The sequence below is a fragment of the Streptomyces sp. NPDC094034 genome, from assembly GCF_040303865.1.
In the GTDB taxonomy this organism is placed as follows: domain Bacteria; phylum Actinomycetota; class Actinomycetes; order Streptomycetales; family Streptomycetaceae; genus Streptomyces.
Genome location: NZ_JBEOUD010000004.1, coordinates 254,775 through 275,734, shown reverse-complemented (window position 1 = coordinate 275,734; position 20,960 = coordinate 254,775). Strand labels below are relative to the sequence as shown.

Below are 20,960 nucleotides of genomic sequence, written 5' to 3'. Positions count from 1 at the left end.
TTCCCCACTGCTGCCTCCCGTAGGAGTCTGGGCCGTGTCTCAGTCCCAGTGTGGCCGGTCGCCCTCTCAGGCCGGCTACCCGTCGTCGCCTTGGTAGGCCATCACCCCACCAACAAGCTGATAGGCCGCGGGCTCATCCTTCACCGCCGGAGCTTTCAACCCCCGCCCATGCAGGCAGAAGTATTATCCGGTATTAGACCCCGTTTCCAGGGCTTGTCCCAGAGTGAAGGGCAGATTGCCCACGTGTTACTCACCCGTTCGCCACTAATCCACCCCGAAAGGCTTCATCGTTCGACTTGCATGTGTTAAGCACGCCGCCAGCGTTCGTCCTGAGCCAGGATCAAACTCTCCGTGAATGTATGCCGGTAATCCGGCTGACACCACGAGAGCGGAACAGTCAGGAGGAATAGTCCCGACCGTTCACAGCGTCCTCGCTGTGTTTACTACAAAGGAACCTCAACCCACCGGTCATCCGGCAGGTCGGGGTATCAACATATCTGGCGTTGACTTTTGGCACGCTGTTGAGTTCTCAAGGAACGGACGCTTCCTTTGGTCCCGTTTCCGGTCCCTCCGGGCTTTTCCCTTCGGCATTTCGTGTTTCAAACTCTATCAGGCCTTTTCGCTCTTCCCGACCACTCGTTCCGCGGGCATGCTAAAGCGGATTCCGGGTTGCGATCGAGGCTTGATAGATGCTGCCGACCCCCGACTCAAAGTCGCGTTGGGGTCAGGCAGGAGTACGACAGTACATGCGGTCGGCCGACGCAGGCAAATCGGTTTCGGTGGCCCCATGGCCCGTCAACCCACAGCACTCACGCGGAACCGTCACTTCCTATGACTTACCCTTCTGAACAGCACGTCGCCCCCTCACGGACGGTGACGACGGCCCGTACTTTTTCTCCGCCCCTGGAGGCTCCCATGACCACCGTGACGGCCCCGCTCGCCGGACGCGCCATCGGATTGCCCGCTGTACCCGACCCGGTGTTCGCCGGTGCGATGGTGGGGCCAGGGATGGCCATCGATCCCGTACGGGAGCCGGGCGAGGCCGTTTCCCCGGTGGATGGCGTGGTGGTCTCCCTGCATCCGCACGCCTTCGTCGTGGTCGACTCCGACGGGCACGGAGTGCTGACGCACCTCGGTATCGACACCGTGCAGCTCAATGGCGAGGGCTTCGAGCTGCTCGTCAACAAGGGCGACACGGTCACGCGCGGACAGGCCATGGTGCGCTGGAACCCCTCCACCGTGGAAGAGGCCGGCAAGTCGCCCATCTGTCCCGTCGTGGCGCTGGAGGCCACCGCCGATTCCCTCTCCGGTCTCCGCGAGGACGGCGATGTGAAGACCGGCGACGCGCTTTTCGGCTGGCAGTGACGCCGTCGACGTATGTCAGGGACGGGCGCGGTGCGCTCGTCGTACATCCAGCGCGGCGACCGGGTCGCCGCATAACCGGAGACGGGTGAAATGGAGACAACGCTGCGAGGCGTCGGGGTCAGCCACGGAGTGGCGATCGGCGAGGTCCGGCACATGGGGACCGCGATGCTGGAGCCCCCGGCCACGTCGATCCCGGCGGAGGACGCGGAGCGCGAACAGGGGCGTGCTCACCAGGCCGTCGAGGCGGTGTCGGCCGATCTGATCGCCCGCGGCAATCTGGCCGGCGGCGAGGCGCAGGCCGTGCTTGAGGCCCAGGCGCTGATGGCGCAGGACCCGGAGCTGATGGCCGATGTGGAGCGGCGGATCGCCGTCGGGAGCACGGCCGAGCGCGGGGTGTACGACGCGTTCGCCTCGTATCGCGCGCTGCTCGCAGGTGCCGGGGAGTATCTGGCCGGGCGGGTCGCGGACCTGGACGATGTGCGGAATCGTATCGTCGCCCGGCTGCTGGGCGTTCCGATGCCGGGCGTACCGGACAGTGACGAGCCGTATGTACTGATCGCGCGTGATCTCGCGCCGGCCGATACGGCGTTGCTCGACCCGACGTTGGTTCTCGGCTTTGTGACCGAGGAGGGCGGGCCGACGAGTCACAGCGCGATTCTGGCACGTGCGCTCGGGGTGCCCGCCGTTGTCGCGCTGCCGGGCGCCGGTGAGCTGGCCGAAGGCACCGTGATCGCGGTGGACGGCAGCACGGGCGAGATCTTTGTCGAGCCCAGTGCCGAGAAGCGGGCCGAGCTTGAGGCGGCTGCCGCCGCGCGGAAGGCCGCGCTGTCCGCCTCCACCGGGCCGGGTGCGACGTCGGACGGTCACAAGGTGCCGCTGCTCGCGAATGTCGGCGGGCCCGCCGATGTGCCGGCGGCCGTCGAGGCGGGTGCGGAGGGCGTCGGGCTGTTCCGTACGGAATTCCTGTTCCTGGACGACAGCAAGCGGGCCCCGTCGGAGGAGAAGCAGATCGCCGCGTATCGCGCGGTGCTTGAGGCGTTCCCCGAGGGCCGGGTCGTCGTGCGGGTGCTGGACGCCGGCGCGGACAAGCCGCTGGACTTCCTGACGCCCGCCGACGAGCCGAATCCGGCGCTCGGTGTGCGTGGTCTGCGGAGTCTGCTGGATCATCCGGATGTGCTGCGGACGCAGCTGACCGCGCTGTCGAAGGCGGCCGAGGGTCTGCCCGTGTATCTGGAGGTCATGGCGCCGATGGTGGCCGACCGCACGGACGCGAAGGCCTTCGCGGACGCCTGTCGCGAGGCGGGGCTGCACGCGAAGTTCGGCGCCATGGTGGAGATTCCGTCGGCGGCTCTGCGGGCGCGCTCGATTCTTCAGGAGGTCGAGTTCCTTTCGCTGGGGACCAATGACCTGGCGCAGTACACCTTCGCGGCCGACCGGCAGGTGGGTGCGGTGTCCCGGCTCCAGGATCCGTGGCAGCCGGCGCTGCTGGATCTGGTGGCGCTGTCGGCCGAGAGCGCCAAGGCCGAGGGCAAGAGCTGTGGGGTGTGCGGTGAGGCCGCCGCCGATCCGCTGCTCGCGTGTGTGCTGACCGGGCTGGGTGTGACGTCGCTGTCGATGGGCGCGGCATCGATCCCGTACGTACGGTCGACTCTGGCGAAGCACACGCTGGCGCAGTGTGAGCGTGCCGCCGCGGCCGCGCGTGCCGCGGACACCGCCGAGGGTGCGCGGAAGGCCGCGCTGGCGGTGCTGTCCGGAGAGTGAGCCGAGACGGCCGGATTCCGGTCGGGGTTCTGGAGGGGCTTCCCGCCGCGCAGGGCGGGAAGCCCCTCTGTCGTGGGCTCCGTTCAGTGATGGGTCCCGGTGTCGTCCGGGCCGAGGTCGAATCCGGGGCAGTACTCCACGCCGGATTCGGGAGAGACCGGCTCTCCGGTCTCCGCGTCGGTGCAGTAGGCGCTGAAGACCTCGCCGGCGGTGAGCGGAACGAGGCTGCCGCGCTGGAGGCGCCAGCCGTGGAGCCGGTCGGGGTCGTCGGCTCGGGTCGTACGGAGCACCACTCCCCCGGCGCTCTCCAGGGCGATACCGACGGCCAGCACGGTCACGAATTCGGTGGCTTGGGACGAGTCGAGCCGGGTGGGCGCGCCACCAGGGCCCCTGGGGTTGGTGGCGGGGCTGTCTTCGGAGCTGTTGTCCGGGGCGTCGGGGCTGGTGTCCGGGTCGTCGGGGCTGGTGTCCGGGTCGTCGGGGCTGCTGTCGGGGCGCTCGGTGCGCAGGACGGCGAGGAGTCGCTCGTCGACGGCGGGGACGCTGCAAACGAGGTGGTGCCTGCCGGAGCCGGCTCCTTCGAGTAGCCGGAGCAGCAGGTGGGAGGCGCGGTCGAAGGCCGCGCGCCCGATGTCCTGCCCGCAGTCGGCGCACTCGCCGAGATCGGCGAGGAGTGTGGTCGCGTACTCCCAGGTGGCCCTGCGGACCGCGGTGCTGATGAGCTGTGGGACGAGGCTGTCGATGGGCTGGCCGGTGTAGGCGATGGCGGCGCCGCTTCCGGGGATGCGGGCCGTGAAGCGGCCGCGGCTGTCAGCGGTGTCGGGGTCGAGGCCCGATTCCGCGCAGTACTCGGCGTACTCCTCCGGGTCGAAGAGGGCGACGGTGGTGTGGACGCCCTGGGACGCCAGGGATTTCAGCAGTCCGTCGATCCCTCGCAGATAGGCGGCGTGGTCGTCGAAGGTGAAGGTGCGGTAGCGCCGCATCGCGGTGAAGTCCTGCTCGTCGGCCAGCAGGCCGACGGTGCTGGGGACTTCGCGGCGCAGTCCGCGCCGCGCGGTTCTGAGCGTCCCGTGTGGTGTCCGCTGTGGTGTCCGGTCGCTGTGGTCGGTGTGCGCCATGGCTCCCCCTGAGCACGGTTGATCATTGCTCACTCAGCGTAACCATGGGGTCTGACAACGCGGTCAGTGGCGCTCGCGGGCGAGGTTCTCGTAGAAGCGGAGGAGTTCCAGGTTGTCCACCGACCCCGCGTTGACCGCCTTGTCGAGCGCCGCGCCCTGGAGGAGGCGTTTGACCGGGACTTCGATGCGCTTGCCGGTCAGGGTGTGCGGGATTCCGGGGACTTCGATGATCTCGTCCGGCACATGGCGTGGCGAGAGCTGTTCGCGGATCGTCGCCTTGACGCGGGCACGGAGCGTGTCGTCGAGGACGGCGCCCGGGGCGAGATGGACGAAGAGCGGCATCCAGTAGCCGCCGTCCGGCTCCTCCAGGCCGATGACGAGGGATTCGCGGATCTCGGGGAGGCGTTCGACGGCTTCGTAGATGTCGGCGGAGCCCATGCGGACGCCCTGCCGGTTCAGGGTGGAGTCGGAGCGGCCGTGGATGATGACCGAGCCCCGGTCGGTGAGGGTGATCCAGTCGCCGTGGCGCCAGACGCCGGGATACATCTCGAAGTAGCTGTCGTGGTAGCGGCTGCCGTCGGGGTCGTTCCAGAAGCGGATCGGCATGGACGGCATGGGGTTGGTGACGACGAGTTCGCCGACCTCGCCGATGACGGCTCTGCCCTGCGGGTCCCATGCCTGGAGGTCCGTCCCCAGACAGGCGGCCTGGAGTTCGCCGATATGGACGGGGAGGGTGGGTACGGCGCCCGCGAAGCAGCTGCACACGTCGGTGCCGCCGCTGACGGAGGCGATCCACAGGTCTTCGGCCACCTCGTCGTGGAGCCAGCGGAATCCGTCGGGCGGCAGGGGTGAACCGGTGGTGGCGACGCACTTCACGCGGGAGAGGTCGTGGTCGCGTCCCGGGTGCGCCTCCGCCTTGCGGCACGCCATGACGTAGGCCGCCGAGGTGCCGAAGAGGGTGGCGCCGGTGCGTTCCGCGATGGCCCACTGGGCGTCGACGGCGGGGAAGCCGGGGCTGCCGTCGTACAGCACGATCGTGGTGCCGGTGAGCAGACCGGAGATGAGGAAGTTCCACATCATCCAGCCGGTGGAGGTGTACCAGAAGAACCGGTCGTCGGGACCGAGGTCGCAGTGCAGGCCGATCTGCTTGAAGTGCTCCAGGAGGATTCCGCCCTGGGACTGGACGATCGCCTTGGGCAGACCGGTGGTGCCGGAGGAGTAGAGGACCCACAGGGGGTGGTCGAAGGGGACCGGTTCGAAGACGGGCCGGGTGGCTTCGGCCGCGGTGCCGGCGGTGAGGTCCGCCCATTCCAGGGCGCCTTGGGGGGCGGGGGTGCCGAGGAGCGGGACATGCACCACGGCGCGCAGGGTGGGCAGTTCGCGCCGGAGTTCGGCGACGGTCTCCGTGCGGTCGTGCTCCTTTCCGCCGTAGCGGTAGCCGTCGACGGCGAACAGGACGACGGGTTCGACCTGCTGGAAGCGGTCCAGCACGCTGCGGGCGCCGAAGTCGGGGGCGCAGGAGGTCCAGACGCCGCCGACAGCCGCGGTGGCGAGCAGTGCGGTGACGGCCTGCGGGATATTGGGGAGGTAGCCGCTGACACGGTCTCCGGGGCGTACGCCGAGGGCGCGCAGCTCCTCGGCGAGTACCACCACCTGGCGGCGCAGCTCGGTCCAGCTGACCTGAGTCACCTCGTGTGTCTCATCGACATGGAGGAGCGCCGGGTCATGGGCGCGTGCCGGGTCCTCGGCGGTACGGAGTGCGTGTTCCGCGTAGTTCAGGGTGGCGCCGGGGAACCACTGGGCGCCGGGCATGGTGCGGTCCCCCAGGACCTTCTGGTACGGGGTGGTGAACCGTACGTCGAACCAGTCGGCGACGGCGGCCCAGAAGGTGTCGAGCTCATCGACGGACCAGCGGTGCAGCGCGGCGTAGCCGCCCTCTGCCGGGGCGCCGTACCGGTCGGCGGCCCAGGTCTGGAAGCGGGTGATCCGGGCGGCGGCGATGCGGTCGGGGCCCGGCTGCCAGAGGGGGGCGGGGCTTGCTGCTGCGGTCATGGTGCGGCTCCCGGGCTGACTCGGCGCTGAGATGATCGACGCTGGTGCACTCGACGCTGGGTGTGCTCGACGCTGGTGTGCGTCGGCCGCGCGCATGTGCGGGGTGTGCGCGTGCATGCGACCGAGACGGACAATGCCATGTGATCGTCTTTCACACCAGGGTTGCTCCCCTATGGTCTGCCAGGCAGATATGTGCCCCCACCACAGGTGAACGGGAGTTGAACGGAGCATCCGAGGCTTCGGACGGATGGCAGGCTGAGCAGCATGGACGGTCGTGAACTGGTGCGTTCGATAAAATTGTTCGGTTCGGTGCGGGGGCTGCGCACGGTGCGGTCGGCCTGGCGCCATCGGCGGACGGATGCCAGGGAGCTGGCGCCACGCGGTCCCGAGCGGGCCCGGGTGCCTGGGCCGGTCACGGGCGCCGAGCCACTGCCCGGTGGGGGCACCGTACGGTTCGCGCGCGCGGAGCTGCATGTGTGCGTCATGGTGGGCGGCGCCGTCTTCTGGGGATGGGACGGCGCGGAGCCGCTGCCCTCGTACGCGCTCGCCGACGAGCCGCCGGAGCCGGATCCGCGGGCGGGGCTCGAACCCGACACGGACGGCGGCTGGCGGGTCGTGTCGGAGCGGGTGACGGTCGCGGTCTCGCGCAACGGCGGGATCGAGGTCCGTACGCCGGGTGGTGTCGTGCTGCGCCGGGAGCTGCCGCCGCGCTGGTGGGAGCCGGTCGCGGGCGGGACCGCGCGCTGGGTGCAGCGGACCGAGGTGTCCGCCGACGCGCGCTTCTTCGGCCTGGGCGGGCGCGGTTCCGGACCCCGGTTGAGGGACGGCACGTACCGGCTGTGGAACACCGATCCGGGCAGCGCGTTCGGCCCCGACGACGACCCGTTGTACGTGACGATGCCCGTACAGCTGGTGGTCGCCGACGCCGGAACGCATCTGGCGTTCCACGACAACTCCTGGGACGGCCGGGTCATCCTCCATGAAGGCGAGGAGGGCGCGGGCTCCGGGCACGACCGGCCGGGCACGAGCGAGTTGCGGATGGACGGCGGGCCGCTGCGCTGCTGGGTGGTGACCGGTACACCCGCGCGGGTGCTGCACAGCTGGACGGCGCTGAGCGGAGCGCCCGTACCTCCCCCTTCGTGGGCGCTGGGGCCGCAGCACGCGCGCTGGGGGTTCGGCAGCGCGCGGGAGGTGCGGCGAGTGGTCGCGGGGTACCGGGAGCGCGGGCTGCCGCTGTCCGCGCTCCATCTCGACATCGATCACTACGACGCGCATCAGGTTTTCACCGTGGACCGCGAACACTTCCCCGATCTGCCCGGTCTGGCCGAGAAGTTGCGCGCGGACGGGGTCCGGCTGGTCTCGATCGTCGATCCGGCCGTGAAGGCGGAGCACGGAAACGGGGTGTACGAGAGCGGGCGCGCGGTCGGTCCGGCCGGCGCGTTCGTACGGGACGGGCGCGGGCACGAGGTGCGCGGGGTCGTCTGGCCCGGCGAGTGCGTGTATCCGGACTTCACGGATCCGGCGGTGCGTGACTGGTGGGGCGGGCTCTACGCGGAGCGGCTGGCGCAGGGGTTCGCCGGGGTGTGGCACGACATGAACGAGCCGGTGTCTTTCGCGCCGTTCGGCGACACGACCCTGCCGCGCTCGGCCAGGCATCAGCTGGAGGGTAGGGGCGGAGACCACCGCGAGGCCCACAATGTGTATGGACTCACCATGGCGCGCGCCGGTTATGAAGGGCTGCGACGACTGCGGCCGGACGAGCGGCCCTTTCTCTTCTCGCGCTCCGGCTGGGCCGGGATGCAGCGGTACGGCGGCACGTGGTCAGGCGATGTGTCGACCGGCTGGCCGGGGTTGCGGGCGTCGCTCTCGCTGGTCCTGGGTCTCGGGCTGTGCGGCGTGCCGTACTCGGGTCCGGACGTGGGCGGTTTCGACGGGAGTCCGGGCCCCGAGCTGTATCTGCGCTGGTTCCAGCTGGGTGCGTATCTGCCGCTGTTCCGTACCCATGCGGCGATCGACGCGGGGCGCAGGGAGCCGTGGGAGTTCGGCCCCGAGGTACTCGAACACGCACGGGCCGCGCTGGACGAGCGGGAGCGGCTGCGGCCGTACTTCGTGACGCTGGCTCAGCTGGCCCGGCTCACCGGGGCGCCGTACGTCCGTCCTGTGTGGTGGGGCGCGCCGGAGGACCGGGCGCTGCGCAACTGCGAGGACGAGTTCCTGCTCGGCGACGCGCTGTTGGTGGCGCCCGTGCTGGAACGCGGTACGGACCGGCGGACGGTGCGCCTGCCGCGCGGCCGGTGGTACGACACGGTCACGGAGAAGTCGTACGAGGGCCCCGGCCAGGTGCTGCTGGACGCGCCCCGCTCGCGTATCCCCGTCCTGGCGCGGGCGGGCTCGGTGATTCCGGTGCGGGGCGAGGACGGCCGGCCGGAACTGGAGGTGTGGGCGCCCGCCGCGGGGCGCTCGGGGGGTGGTCTGGTGGTACGGGACCCGGGCGACGGGCCGGGGGAGGCGGAGGCGGAGGTGGAGCGCTACACCTCGCGGCTGGTGAACGGCGAGGTCCGGGTGGCGCGGGTGACGGACGGGGGCACGGTGGAGCCGGAGTGGGCGGTCCGGGTGCGCGGACGGTGAGCCGGGCCACTGGCGAGACCTGTGGGCGGGGCTGGTAGGCGGGCTCGCGGGCGGGGACCGGATCGGTCGGCCGTGACGTGCGGCGCTCAGGAACGTACTTCCGTGTCCTCCGTGCCCTCCGTCCCGTAGCGGCCCGCGAACCACGCCCGTACGGCGTCCGTGTGCAGCGGGAACGCCAGCTCGGCCGGGCCGCGCAGCAGTTGCCAGCCCGCGGTCTCCTCGGTCGGGACCGAGGGTGGCAGCCGGTCCGCCGGGAGCCCGGGAAGCAGTCCGAAGAGCAGCAGATGGCCGTCCGGAGAGCTGAGCGCGTCGGCGAGCCGTACGTCGTGCGCCGCCGCCTCGATGCCGGTCTCCTCCCTCAGCTCCCGTACGACGGCGTGCCGCCAGTCCTCGCCGTGGTCGATGAAACCGCCGGGGAGGGCGAGACCTCCGTACGCGGGCTCGATGGTGCGGGTGATGACGACGAGCGCGGTGCCCTTCTCGTCGGTCACCGGCAGGAGCGCGACGGCGACGGGCAGCGGGTTGAGATAGGCGGTGGCACCGCAGGCCGGGCACGTACGGGGCCAGCGGGCTCCCGGCGGGTACGGCGTTCCGCAGCTGCCGCAGTGCGAACGCGGCACCGCGGGCTTCTTCTGGGACTCGGACACGCGCGGACTGTACCGGACACGCGCGGACCGTATCCGATCGCTCTTCCCTGCGGTCGCCGGAGCTGATAGACGAAGGTGCCCATGACACGTCTCATATCCGCACTCCGCGTCCTGGCCGCCTCCGCCGCCGCCCTGCTGACGGTCGCCGCCACCGCACCCGGCGCGCGGGCCACGCCCGAGCCGGTGGCGCCGAGGGAGTTCGTGGCCCTGCGCACGGTCGCGCCGACGATCATCCAGGAAATGCGCTACCTGACGCCGCACAACTTCGTGGGCGAGCCCGTGGACGGCTACCGGCAGCCGGTCTGTCTCGTCACCCGCCCCACCGCCGAGGCGCTGCGCGCCGCGCAGGCGAAGCTGCTGCGGCAGGGCTACTCGCTGAAGGTGTACGACTGCTACCGGCCGCAGCGGGCCGTCGATCACTTCGTGCGGTGGGCCGAGGACCTCCAGGACGAGCGCATGAAGCCGGAGTTCTATCCGCGGGTCGACAAGTCGCGGCTGTTCGCGGACGGTTACATCGCGGAGAAGTCAGGACACAGCCGGGGCAGCACCGTCGATCTGACGCTCGTCAAGCTGCCGGCCCTGCCGACGCGGCCGTACCTGCCGGGCGAGAAGCTCACTCCCTGCTACGGGCCCAAGGCCGCGCGGTTCCCCGACAACTCCGTCGACATGGGGACCGGCTTCGACTGTTTCGACACGCTCGCGCACACCGACGATCCGCGCGTCCAGGGCGAGCAGCGGGCGAACCGGCGGCTTCTGAAGTCGACGCTGGCCGGTGTCGGGTTCACCAATCTGCCCGAGGAGTGGTGGCACTTCACACACAAGCCGGAGATCTTCCCGGACAGCTACTTCGACTTCCCGGTGGCGTGGCGTTCGGTGACCGGGAGCTGAGAGCGGCGGCGGTACGGATCCACGACGGCCGGCCGGGGCCACCCCCGCGGGCTCCGGCCGGCCATCTCCTGGTGGGACGCGCCGAACCCGTTTCCGGTTCGCGGGAAAGCCATTACGGTGCCCCTATGGCGCAGCGAACCTATGAGCATCGGACGAGCGAGCGGCAGACGAACGAGCGACAGCCGGTCGAGCCGCGGACGTTCGATTCGTACGAGGAGTTCTGGCCCTACTACGTCGCCATGCACTCCAAGGCGGCGACGCGCTGGCTCCATCTCACCGGCACGCTCACCGGCCTCGCGGTCAGTGCGTACGGTCTGGCGCGCGGACGGAAGCGGTACGTGGCGGCCCTGCCGCTGATCGGGTACGGGACGGCCTGGCCCGCCCACTTCCTCATCGAGGGGAACAACCCCGCCACCTTCGGCCATCCGGCCTGGTCGCTGCGCGGGGACGCGCGGATGATCCGGATGATGCTGGCGGGCCGCGACCGGGAGCTGGCGGAGACCGCCGCCAAATGGCTGGCCGCGAACCGCCCCTGACGCGCCGGGTCAGGTCGTGGCCGCGTGCTCGCGCTGCCGCGCGGCCAGCGTCATGGCGTGCTCGACGACCGCCACCAGCACTTCCTTGACGGACTCGCGTTCGCGCGCGTCGCACATCACCAGCGGGACCTCCGGGTCGAGGTCGAGTGCCGACCGTACGGTCTCGCTCGGGAAGCGGTCCGCGCCCTCGAAGCAGTTGACGGCGACGGTGAACGGGATGCCGCGCCGTTCGAAGTAGTCGACGGCGGCGAAGGAGTCCGCGAGGCGGCGGGTGTCGGCCAGCACGACGGCGCCCAGGGCGCCCTGGGCCAGCTCGTCCCAGAGGAACCAGAAGCGATCCTGGCCCGGGGTACCGAAGACATACAGCACCAGGTCGTCGCGGAGGGTGATCCGGCCGAAGTCCATGGCGACCGTGGTGGTCGTCTTGCCCGCGACCCCTTCGACGTCGTCGACGGGCCGGCCGGCCTCGCTCAGCACCTCTTCGGTACGGAGCGGTCTGATCTCGCTGACCGCGCCCACGAGAGTGGTCTTGCCCACTCCGAAGCCCCCGGCGACCAGGATCTTCAGCGTCACCGGTTCGGCCGGACGCTGCCTGTGGCTAGAGCGCCCGAAGACCATTGATCACCTCGCGGAGAATGTTCACGTCCGGTAGTTCGGCCGGCGGAACGGGACGGGTTACATGCACGATCTCGTCCTCCACCAGATCGCCGACGAGGACCCTGACCACCCCGACGGGGAGGTCAAGGCCCGCGGCCAGCTCGGCGATCGACTGGGGGCTGGTGAAGCAGCGTTCGACGATCTCCACGTGCTCGGGGGAGAGCGTCTGGTCCCGGCCGGGGTCACCGGCCGCAGGTTCGCAGACGACGAGCGCGATCAGGTCGAGCCGGTGGCGCGTCGTGCTGCTGGTGCGGCCGCGCGTCATCGCGTACGGGCGTACTACCGGTCCGGCTTCGCCGTCGAACCAGTGCTGCTGATCCTGATCTCCGTCGCTCATCGGGGCCCGCTCACCCTCCGGCGGGCAGGCCGGTCCGTGGCGCCGTACCCAGGTGCACGCCGACCCGCTTGACCATGAGCGTCATCTCGTAGGCCACCTGCCCGACGTCGGAGTCCGCGTCGGACAGGACGGCCAGACAGCTGCCGTCGCCCGCCGCGGTGACGAAGAGGAACGCGTCGTCCAGCTCCACGACGGTCTGCCGGACCTTGCCCGCCTCGAAGTGCCGGCCCACGCCCTTGGCGAGGCTGTGGAAGCCGGAGGCGACGGCGGCGAGGTGCTCGCCGTCCTCGCGCGTGAGGTCCTTGGACGTTCCGGTGGCGAGTCCGTCACCGGAGAGCACCACCGCTTTACGGATGCTGGCGACCCGGTCCACGAGTTCGTCGAGGAGCCAGTTGAGCTCTCCGGCGGCGTTGGGGTCCATGGAGTGGCGTGCTGCGGCGTTCGGTGCGGTCATCGACCGTCCCCCTCCGATGTGGTTCCTTGTATCTCGCCGGGGCCGGTGGAGTCCTCGGCATCGTTCTGCCGACGGCCACGCTGCCAGCCCCGCTGGAGCGAAGCCATGCGGCTGCGCACTTCGTCGGCGTCCCGCTCGGCGTCCTGGCCCGTGGCGGGCGAGAGGTCGGTGCCACGGTCCTGAGCGGTGTCCTTCAACTGCGGTGCCAGACTGGCCTGCCGAATCCGGCGGGGCAGTCCGTCGATCGTGGCCGGCGGCCCGTCGGACGCCGGCCCGCCCTGTGCCGAGGAGCGCGTGGGCTGTGCCGGTACGCCGGACCAGGTGCGGCCCGTTCCGCCGGCGGCCGGATCCGGCGCCGCCGCGGGCATGGCGCGGCCCGGCTCGTCCACGCGCCGGCCGCGGTCCACGACGAGGGTCGGGGGCTTGCGGCGCGGCAGTCCGACCGGGCGCTCGGGCTGACCCGCAGTGGCGTCCGTCGGGCGCTGCGGATGCCCGTGCCGGCCGCGCGGCTGGACGGGGCGGCCGTCGCGCCGGTCGCGGAAGTCCCTGGTGTCGTCCCGGGGGCCGCGCGCGTCATCACGGCCCAGCCGTCCGTCACGGGCGTCGCCGCTGTCCCGGCCGCCGTACGCGTCGCGCGCGTCGTCACCGACGTACGGAGCCTCAAGACTGGAGTCGCGGAGATGTTCCCGCGCGCGGAACAGTCCGCCGCGCTCGCTCTCCGTGTCGTCGATATCGGTGATGCCGTCACCTCCGCCGAGCAGCGGTCCGCTCTCCCTTTCGAGAGCGCGTACCGGAGGTTCGAGTTCGACCGGACCGTCGAGCACGGACGGGTCGCTGCCCAGTCCCGCGGGGACCTGCGCGAGCGCGGTGCGGCGGCCGCCGCCGGTGCCGTCGGCGCGATGGCGGCCACGCTCGGTGGTGGTCTTGCGGTCGAGCCGGAAGCCGATGCCCTCGGTCTCGGGCGCGTCGGTGAGCAGCGCGACCGGCAGGAACACGATCGCGGTGGTCCCGCCGTACGGGGAGGGCTGGAGCGAGACGCGCACGTTCTGCCGCTGGGCGAGCCGGCTGACCACGAACAGCCCGAGGCGGTCGGTGTCGGACAGCTCGAACTCGGGGGTCTCGGCGAGCCGCAGATTCGCGTCGAGCAGCACTTCGGGGGCCATCCCGAGACCGCGGTCGTGGATCTCCAGGGTGAATCCGTTGGCGACCCGCTCGCCGTGCACCTGCACCGCGGTGTGCGGGGGCGAGAACACCGTGGCGTTCTCCAGGAGTTCGGCGATGAGATGGGTGAGGTCGGCGACCGCGGGGCCGCCGACGCCGATGCGCGGCAGCCTGCGGACCTCGATGCGCTCGTAGTCCTCCACCTCGGCGACCGCCGCGCGCACCACGTCCATGAGCTGGACCGGCTTGCGCCACTGCCGGGAGGGTGCGGCTCCGGAGAGGATCACCAGACCCTCGGCGTGCCGGCGCATACGGGTGGTGAGGTGGTCGAGCCGGAAGAGGTCGGCCAGTTCCTCGGTGTCCTCCGTACGGCGCTCCATGGTGTCCAGGAGCGTGAGCTGACGGTGGAGCAGGACCTGGTTGCGCCGGGCGAGGTTGACGAACACCTCGGAGACACCGCGGCGGAGGTCGGCCTGTTTCACGGCCGCTTCGACGGCGGCGCGCTGGAGCGTGTTGAGTGCCTGGCCGACCTGGCCGACCTCGTCCCTCTCGTAGTCGAGCCGCGGCGCCTCCGTCTCCACGTCGACCGGTTCGCCCGCGGCGAGCCGGCGCATGACGCTGGGCAGGCGTACGCCGGAGACCTCGTGGGCCTCCTTGCGAAGCGCGGAGAGGTCGCGGATCAGATCACGGCCGACGCGTACGGACACGATGATGGAGACGAGGAGGGCGATGAGTCCGAGCGCGGCGGCGAAGCCGACCCGTACGAAGATGTCGGTGCGTACGGGGTCGATGTGCGCCCGGTACAGCTCGGTGGCCTCGTCGCTCTCGCGGGTCAGGTCCTGAAGGACCGAGGCCGTCGTCCGCTGCCAGGCACTCGCGTCGACCTCCGGACGCTCGGTGGCGCCCGCCGCGATGAGACGGTTCTCCGCCTCGCGCAGCGCGAGCGTGGCGGGTGTGCGCCAGTACTGTTCGAGCGTCGAGCGGTCCGACAGCGGCAGATCGGCGAGGTTGGTCTCGTAGAGCAGCGTGCGGCCGGCGACCAGGTCGGAGATGCCTCGGACGTCTTCGGGGGTCATTCTGCGCGCGATCAGCGCGGAGGCGACGAGCGCGTCCTCGCGGGAGAGCATTTCCCGTGCGCGGTCGAATCCGATCAGCGCCCGGCCCCAGTTGTCGCCGTCGACGTCCTCGTGTCCGTACAGAGAGGCAAGGAAGTTGTGGCCGGGGTCGACGAGTCCGTTGTAGAAGGCGAGCGCCTTCTCGCGGGTGACCGTGGACTCGTCCACGGAGCGGCGCATCAGCCCGAGGCCTTCGAGGGAGTCGACGAGCCGGGTGTACCGCTCGGTGGAGATGTCGTCCATGCGGTCGAGGACCGCTGATTCGGCTTTGCCGACCGCGGCCTGGGCCCGGTCGGTGTCGCCGCGCCGGGCGCGGAGTTCGATCAGTGAGTCCGCGGCCGTGGGGTCGGCCAGAAAGATGAGCGACTGCCGTCGTTCACTCTGGAGGACACCGACCAACTCCTCGACGGGGTTGCCGACGGTTTTGATGACATGTCTGACGTCGATGAGCTGCTTGGCCTGGCTGCCGGCGAGCGTGGTGGCCAGTCCCCAGAGGACGGTCAGCGCGACGAGCGGCACGAGCAGCAGCGCCACGATCTTCCGGCGGATGGATTTCCCGCGAAAGCGCATGGCCTCCCCCAGCTCGATCTCCCGCTCGGTCGCGGAAGATTCTCCGTCAACAAACGGCGCGAGCCTACTACTGTCGCACCAGCAACTCGAAGACACATCCGGATGTTTTTCGGCCGCCCCTTGGCACCTTGATCATGAGTTGTCCTGGTATTCGGCGAGTTGGCTTCCTTGACATGGGCGGCGAAGAGCAGACGGGACGGTAGATAACCGGCCGGAACAGATGGCTGAAACTCAATGTTCGCCGATCGTTCCGGGAATCTTCCGGCACTCCCATTCGTCCTTGTGTGCGGGGATCAGGGGTTGGTTGGGAGCACTGCGGGCGGTTTCGCGTATCACATTCGGTGCCATGGCCGGCGTGAAGCGGAGTGAGCCGGGCAGTCACCCTTGAGACGGACTTGGGTGGGGAGTGACGGTCCATGGGGATGGATGAGCGGCGTGGTGCGGCGTCGGCGGAGGGGCTCTCGGAGGTGTCCTGCGGGCTCTGGGTCGAGGAGCCCGCGAAGCGGTATCGCATGCCGGACGCGGTCAGAACGGCCGCTGTGCGCGCGGTGATCATCGCCGCGGTCACACTGATTCAGGCCACGATCGCATTTCTCAGTACGCTCGCCGGTTCCTGGCTGGCGTTTCCGATGGTGTTGAGCAGTGTGGCCTCCACCGTGGTGGCGACCTGGGGTGTGCTGGACGTATGGGTGACGCGCCAGATGTGGAAGCAGCGCAACGGCGTGGTGTCCGTGCCGAGCAGCACCGCGCGTCAGTTGCGCCGGGAGCGGCGCAGGGCCAGGCGCGCGGCGCGGGAGGCCGCGCGGAGCGCGGACCGCGGAGGGGGTGGCATAGGGCGCGGGGCCCCGACCGACGGCGCGGCCGGTGCCCCGGAGACGAGCGCGGCGGGGGCCGGCTTCCAGGCAGCCAACGCTCAGGCAGTCGGCGTCCCCGCGGCCGGTGCCGCTACTCCGCGACGGGCTCCGGCGTCCGTTTGAACATCCGTGTCGCGGTGATCTCGCCGTGCACGGTCTCACCGTCCGGGTCCTGCTCCGGCAGGCCGGGGCGCAGATGCTCCTCCACGCTGATGTATTTCAGCCCCGCTCGCAGATCCGCGTCATTGCGCAACCGGATGACCAGCGGGAATTCGGCGAGCGCGGTCGTGTCGAACAGGCCCGTGGTGTAGAGGAGCTGCACCCCCAGGGCGTCGGAGACCGCGCGCTGGAGTTCCAGCAGATAGGTGGCGTTGGCGCGGCCGATCGGATTGTCGAGGAAGAGCGTGCCCGCGTGACGGTGTTTGTCACGGCCCCTGTCATTGCTGCGCAGGGCCGCCATCGTGCAGTAGAGGGCGATCGCGGCGGTGAGCAGCTGACCGCCGGAGAAGACATCGCCCATCTGTCCGACCGGCACCCGCTCGGCGCGCAGTACGGCATCGGGCTTGAGGATCTCGACGGCGACTCCCTTGGGCTGGAGCGCCGCCTGAACCCCGCGCAGCAGCAGGGACATTCCGTCCCTGCGCAGATCGGAGTTCTTCTTCAGGGCCGCGCGGGTCGCCTCGTCGACGACCTCGCCGAGCCGCTCGGTGAGCGTCGTACGGTCCGGCTCCTCGAAGCGGATCCGCAGGAACTCCTGGCCGGACCACTCCCCCAGCCCTTCGGGCAGCCGGGAGAGGCGCTGCGCCGAACGGAGCGTCGTCAGCGCGGACTCCACCAGCCCGCGCAGCCGGTCCACGATCGAGTCGCGGTTGCGCTCCAACTGCGCCAGCTCGTCCGTCAGTACGCGCAGCCGGGGCGCGAACGCCTGGGCCCACGCGGCGGCGTGCTCGGGCAGCGCGGACGCGGGCAGTTCGCGGATCTGTTGCCGGGCGGGGGTGCGGACCTGTTCGTAGCGGGTGGCGTTGGCGTGCCGTACGAGCACATCGCAGGCTTCCCGTACGCCGGTTTCCGCCGCGGAGAGGTCGGCCGCGCAGGCGCGCAGTGAACGGCGGGCCTCGGCCGCGGAGTGCCGCGCCTCCTCCAGCGTGCCGGGGTACGGCTCAGGTGGCCGCGCCTCCTCCTCGCCGCGCCTCGGGTCGTGCTCGTCGGCCGCCGCGCCGCGCAGCAGATCGCGCAGCAGGGCGGCTGTCTCGTCGAAGCCGCCCGCCCCGTCCTCGGCGGCGCGGTGCGCGTACAGCAGCTCGCCGTGCGCGGCCCGCGCGGTCTCCAGCGCGTCGGTCCGTACGGCCAGTTCGGTGGTGGCCGTACGCAGCAGGGTGCCCGCCTGCTCGGCGTCGGCGGGAACCAGCTCCGCGGGCAGTTCGGTGTGCGCGTCGCCGTCCTCGGGGGCGAGCCGCTCGGCCTCGCCGCGGAACCGGCCCAGCTGCTCGCTCGCGGTGGACGCGCGCGACTCCAGCATCTGGACGAGCGACTCGGCGCGGGCGGCGGCTGCCTGCCGGGACGGGCCGTCGGCTCCTTCGGTGGATTCGAGGAGCTGGGCGGCGCGGGTACGGACCTTGTTGGTGAGCCGGTCCAGCTCGGCGAGCGCGGCGCTCTCGTCGCTCTCCGCGCGCGCCTGCTCGGCCCGCAGATCGGCGCCGACGCCCACCTTCTCGTAGAGCTGGGAGGCGGCGCGGTAGGCCTCGCGCAGGGCGGGCAGCGCGGCGCGCGGGGCGTCCGCGTCCGATGCGGGGATGTTCTCCGGGGCGCCGGCGATCTCGGCGCGTTCGGCGCGCAGGGCACGGGCGGTACGGCGGGCGTCGTCGGCGGCCCGCTGCGCCGCCCTGCGGTCCTCGTCGGCGGCGCGCGCCCGCTCCAGGCATACGGCAGCGCGCGCCTCGGACTCGGCGGCTTCGTCGGCCAGTTCGCGCAGCTTCGCCTGCCATCCGGAGCGCTCCCGGAGCCGGAACGCGAGACCGGCCAGGGCGTCGGCGGCGCGGCGGGCGCGCTGGGCGGCCTCCTGTCGCTCGTCGCGCACCCGCGCGGTGTCCGCGGCGGCCTCGTCCGCCTCGGCGCGGGCCGTACGGGCCTCGGCGAGGGTCGCGGCGGCCGTCTCGGCCGTTTCCCCGGCCGCCCCGGCGGCGGCCGCCAGCTCCAGGAGCATGCCGGGCGGGCAGTCGGCGCGCCAGGAGCCGAGCCGGGCGGCGAGCGAGCGGTCGCCGGTGAGCCGGGCCGCGAGCACCCCGATCTCCTCGTCGCGGGCCGCCGCCCGGCTGCGCAGCGCCTGGCGTTCCTCGTCGGCGGCGTGTTCATCGTGCATGGCCGGGTTCGGCGGTACGAAGAACACCCCGCTGTCGCCCGGGCCTTCGGAGCCGGGGCCCGGTACGGGGGCCAGCAGCGCGGCGGCGGTGCCCACGGCGACGGCCGAACGTGGCAGCAGGGCGGCGCCCGCGAGGGCGTCGCGGGCACGGGCGTGCGAGGCCGGGTCGGTGATCACGACGCCGTCGACCAGCTCCGGTCTCGCCGCCAGCACCGCGGCGTGGTCGCCCGGGTCGACGGCCTGGGCCAGATAGCGCCAGCCGGGCAGGGCGGGGATGCCGTGCTCCCCGAGGTATTCGACCGTGGCGAGGACGTCGGGCCCGGGCGGCAACAGTCCGCCGTCGCCGAGCGCGCCGAGGATACGGGAGTCGTCGGCGGCGGCGGTGCGCAGATCGAAGAGCTGCCGCTCGGCGGAGGCGATGCCCCGGTCGAGCAGTTCGCGCAGCTCGTCGGCGTAGCGGTCGAGATCCTCGGGGCTCAGCGGCCCCTCGGCCGGACGCCGGGAGGTGCGCCCGGCCGGGGCGTCCGTCTCCCGGTCGCCGGTGCCGTCGCGCGGAGCGGGGACCACCGTGGCCGGGGTCGCGGCCGTCGCGGACAGGCCGAGCAGTCCGGCCAGCCGTTCGTCCTGGGCGATCGACTCCGCCGCGCGGCGCTCCGCGTCGTACGCGTGCTCCGCGGCCTGTGCGGCGTCGGCGGCGCGGGCGGCGGCCAGTTCGGCGCGGGACTCGGCGGAGGCCGCCTCCCTGGCCCGGTCGGCGGCGGTGCGCGCGGCCTCGCGCGCGGTGTCCCAGCCCGCGACCGCGGACTTCTCCGCGTCGCTCGCGGCCAGCGCGGCGCGGGCCGGATCCGCGTCGGGCGCCGTGTCGTCGAGCCAGCCCGCGCGTACCGCCTCGGCCGTCTCCTGTCCCACCTCCGCGAGACGCTGGCGCAGATGCCCGGCCTCGCTGCGGGCGCGCTGTGCGTCGGTGGCGGCGGAGGTCGCGTCACGGTGGGCGGCCTCGCCCGACTCCTGGAGCGCGGCGGAACGCTCCTCCTCCTCGTTCGCCCATCGCTCGCCGTCCTCGGCGGCCGCGCCCAGCGCGCGTACGAGATCGGCCGCCGCGGTGGCCCGCGCGGCCAGCGCGGGCGCGGCGTCGCGCTCGGCCTCCCGGATGGCGACGGCCACACGCGCGGAGCGGTCGGCGGCGGCGCGGTGGCGCAGTACGGCCTCGGCGGCCTGCCAGGCGGAGTGCAGCGTACGGGCGTCCGTCAGCTCGCGCCGCTGCGCGGCGGCGCGTTTCTCGGCCCCCGTGAGGGCCAGCGAGGCGTGCCGGTAGGCCAGTTCGGCCGCGATCAGCGCACCGCGAGCGCGCTCCTGCTCGGCGGAGGTCACCGTATGGGCGGCGGCGGTCACCCGCTGGGCGAGATCGGCGGCCCGCTCCCGCTCCTCGGCGGCGCGGGCCGTGAGGCGCCGTACGAGCGTACGAGCGCGACGCTCGGCGCCCGCGTGGATGTCGCGGGCGCGGTCGCGGGTGCCGGCCGCCTCGACGATCCGGCCGAGCAGATCGACCGAGCCGGCCGTGAAGTCGCGCTCCGCGGTGAGTTCGGCACGGCGGCCGAGCTTGTTGCCGAACCCCCCGACGAGATCCGCGAACCCGTCCGTGTCCCGGGTGTCGGTGACCGCCCGCAGCAGAAGATCGGTGAAGTCGGAGTCCTTCTTGACCGCGAAGAGCCCCGCCGCCTCGCCCTCGTCGGCGTTCATCTCGCGCTGGTAGCGGAAGAGTTCGGGGTCGAGGCCCAGATCGCCGAGGTGCTCGTTCCAGCGGTCGTGGATCTCCTCCCAGTGGACGTCCAGATGCGGATAGAACTTGCCCGCCTCGGTCAGGGCGTCCCGGAAGCCCTTCATGGTGCGCCGCCTCCCCCGGGCACCCGAGGCACCCTCCACAGGCGACCGGACAGCGGTGGACTCCGCTACGGGCAGCGCGTCGAGGCTCAGCCCGGGGCCGGGCCGGAAGGAGTACCAGCCCTCGGCGAACTTCCGTGGATCGTTGGACACCTGACGGCCGCGCCACTCACTGGCCTTGCCGACCACCACGAGTTCACCGGTGAGCGTGTGCTGCCATTCCAAGGCGACATGGCCGCAGTCGTCCGCGAGGAGGAACTTGCGCAGCACACCGGAGCTGGCGCCGCCGAGCGTATTGCGGTGTCCCGGCAGCATCACCGAGAAGATCAGCTTGAGCAGCACGGACTTGCCGCCGCCGTTCTCCAGGAAGAGCACACCCGCGGGGGCGGGGCGGCGCGGCGGGCCGACCGGCTCCTCCTCGAAGAACTCCGCCTGGGCAGGGGCGGGGTGGGGCACGGGCGCGCCCACTCCGCGCAGATCGAGCACGGTGTCGGCATAGCGCGCACCGGCCGGGCCGATGGAGTAGAGGCGGACCCGGGACAGCTCGTACATGGCGGGACTCTCGTCGTGGTGGGGG

General features: G+C 71.7%; 14 protein-coding genes and 1 rRNA gene. 6 read left to right on the top strand and 9 right to left on the bottom strand.

Annotated elements, in window-relative coordinates:
- Positions 1-356 (bottom strand): 16S ribosomal RNA (locus ABTZ59_RS06705); the annotation flags it as partial.
- Positions 357-915: 559 nt separating this feature from the next.
- Here ABTZ59_RS06705 and ABTZ59_RS06700 point away from each other — a divergent pair.
- Both ABTZ59_RS06700 and ptsP read left to right on the top strand, forming a co-directional pair.
- The gene (locus ABTZ59_RS06700) at positions 916-1,365 is read left to right on the top strand and encodes a PTS sugar transporter subunit IIA (RefSeq protein WP_351391704.1); all 450 of its coding nucleotides are present in this window, start codon (positions 916-918) and stop codon (positions 1,363-1,365) included.
- 90 nt (positions 1,366-1,455) lie between these two features.
- Positions 1,456-3,126, top strand: coding sequence for a phosphoenolpyruvate--protein phosphotransferase (gene ptsP, locus ABTZ59_RS06695; protein WP_351391701.1), 1,671 nt, complete (start codon positions 1,456-1,458; stop codon positions 3,124-3,126).
- An 83-nt stretch (positions 3,127-3,209) separates the two neighbouring features.
- Here the strand turns inward: ptsP and ABTZ59_RS06690 are convergent, their stop codons facing one another.
- The gene (locus tag ABTZ59_RS06690; protein WP_351391698.1) at positions 3,210-4,244 is read right to left on the bottom strand and encodes a DUF8829 domain-containing protein; all 1,035 of its coding nucleotides are present in this window, start codon (positions 4,242-4,244) and stop codon (positions 3,210-3,212) included.
- A gap of 63 nt (positions 4,245-4,307) precedes the next feature.
- Positions 4,308-6,296, bottom strand: coding sequence for an acetoacetate--CoA ligase (locus tag ABTZ59_RS06685; RefSeq protein WP_351391695.1), 1,989 nt, complete (start codon positions 6,294-6,296; stop codon positions 4,308-4,310).
- A 264-nt stretch (positions 6,297-6,560) separates the two neighbouring features.
- Here ABTZ59_RS06685 and ABTZ59_RS06680 point away from each other — a divergent pair, with 264 nt between their 5' ends.
- Entirely contained in the window at positions 6,561-8,924 is a 2,364-nt protein-coding gene (locus ABTZ59_RS06680) for a glycoside hydrolase family 31 protein (RefSeq protein ID WP_351391692.1), read from the top strand.
- An 86-nt stretch (positions 8,925-9,010) separates the two neighbouring features.
- Here ABTZ59_RS06680 and ABTZ59_RS06675 read toward each other — a convergent pair whose 3' ends face one another.
- Complete coding sequence (locus ABTZ59_RS06675; protein WP_351391689.1) at positions 9,011-9,571, bottom strand: NUDIX domain-containing protein; 561 nt, start codon at positions 9,569-9,571, stop codon at positions 9,011-9,013.
- Positions 9,572-9,652: 81 nt separating this feature from the next.
- Between ABTZ59_RS06675 and ABTZ59_RS06670 the strand changes: the two genes are divergently transcribed.
- Positions 9,653-10,459: a M15 family metallopeptidase gene (locus tag ABTZ59_RS06670; protein WP_351391686.1), complete on the top strand. Its 807-nt coding sequence runs from the start codon at positions 9,653-9,655 to the stop codon at positions 10,457-10,459.
- A 125-nt stretch (positions 10,460-10,584) separates the two neighbouring features.
- Entirely contained in the window at positions 10,585-10,995 is a 411-nt protein-coding gene (locus ABTZ59_RS06665) for an Mpo1-like protein (protein ID WP_351391683.1), read from the top strand.
- A gap of 9 nt (positions 10,996-11,004) precedes the next feature.
- On the opposite strand, the gene ABTZ59_RS06660 is transcribed toward ABTZ59_RS06665, so the two are convergent.
- Genes ABTZ59_RS06660 through ABTZ59_RS06645 form a run of 4 tightly spaced genes read right to left on the bottom strand, consistent with a single transcriptional unit; the run spans position 11,005 to position 15,289 of the window.
- Entirely contained in the window at positions 11,005-11,613 is a 609-nt protein-coding gene (locus ABTZ59_RS06660; RefSeq protein ID WP_351391680.1) for a GTP-binding protein, read from the bottom strand.
- Positions 11,594-11,989 carry a DUF742 domain-containing protein gene (locus tag ABTZ59_RS06655; protein ID WP_351391677.1) on the bottom strand — a complete coding sequence of 132 codons (396 nt, stop codon included), beginning with the start codon at positions 11,987-11,989 and terminating at the stop codon, positions 11,594-11,596. The genes ABTZ59_RS06660 and ABTZ59_RS06655 overlap by 20 nt, the downstream gene beginning before the upstream one ends.
- Before the next feature lie 10 nt (positions 11,990-11,999).
- Positions 12,000-12,443 carry a roadblock/LC7 domain-containing protein gene (locus ABTZ59_RS06650; RefSeq protein WP_351391674.1) on the bottom strand — a complete coding sequence of 148 codons (444 nt, stop codon included), beginning with the start codon at positions 12,441-12,443 and terminating at the stop codon, positions 12,000-12,002.
- Positions 12,440-15,289: a nitrate- and nitrite sensing domain-containing protein gene (locus ABTZ59_RS06645; RefSeq protein WP_351391671.1), complete on the bottom strand. Its 2,850-nt coding sequence runs from the start codon at positions 15,287-15,289 to the stop codon at positions 12,440-12,442. The genes ABTZ59_RS06650 and ABTZ59_RS06645 overlap by 4 nt, the downstream gene beginning before the upstream one ends.
- A 416-nt stretch (positions 15,290-15,705) precedes the next feature.
- Between ABTZ59_RS06645 and ABTZ59_RS06640 the strand changes: the two genes are divergently transcribed.
- A complete protein-coding gene (locus ABTZ59_RS06640) occupies positions 15,706-16,266 on the top strand; it encodes a hypothetical protein (protein WP_503002212.1) in 561 nt (186 codons plus the stop codon).
- Here the strand turns inward: ABTZ59_RS06640 and ABTZ59_RS06635 are convergent.
- The gene (locus ABTZ59_RS06635; RefSeq protein WP_351391668.1) at positions 16,235-20,935 is read right to left on the bottom strand and encodes a hypothetical protein; all 4,701 of its coding nucleotides are present in this window, start codon (positions 20,933-20,935) and stop codon (positions 16,235-16,237) included. The two genes, ABTZ59_RS06640 and ABTZ59_RS06635, sit on opposite strands and share 32 nt — an antisense overlap.
- Between the last annotated feature and the right edge of the window lie 25 nt (positions 20,936-20,960).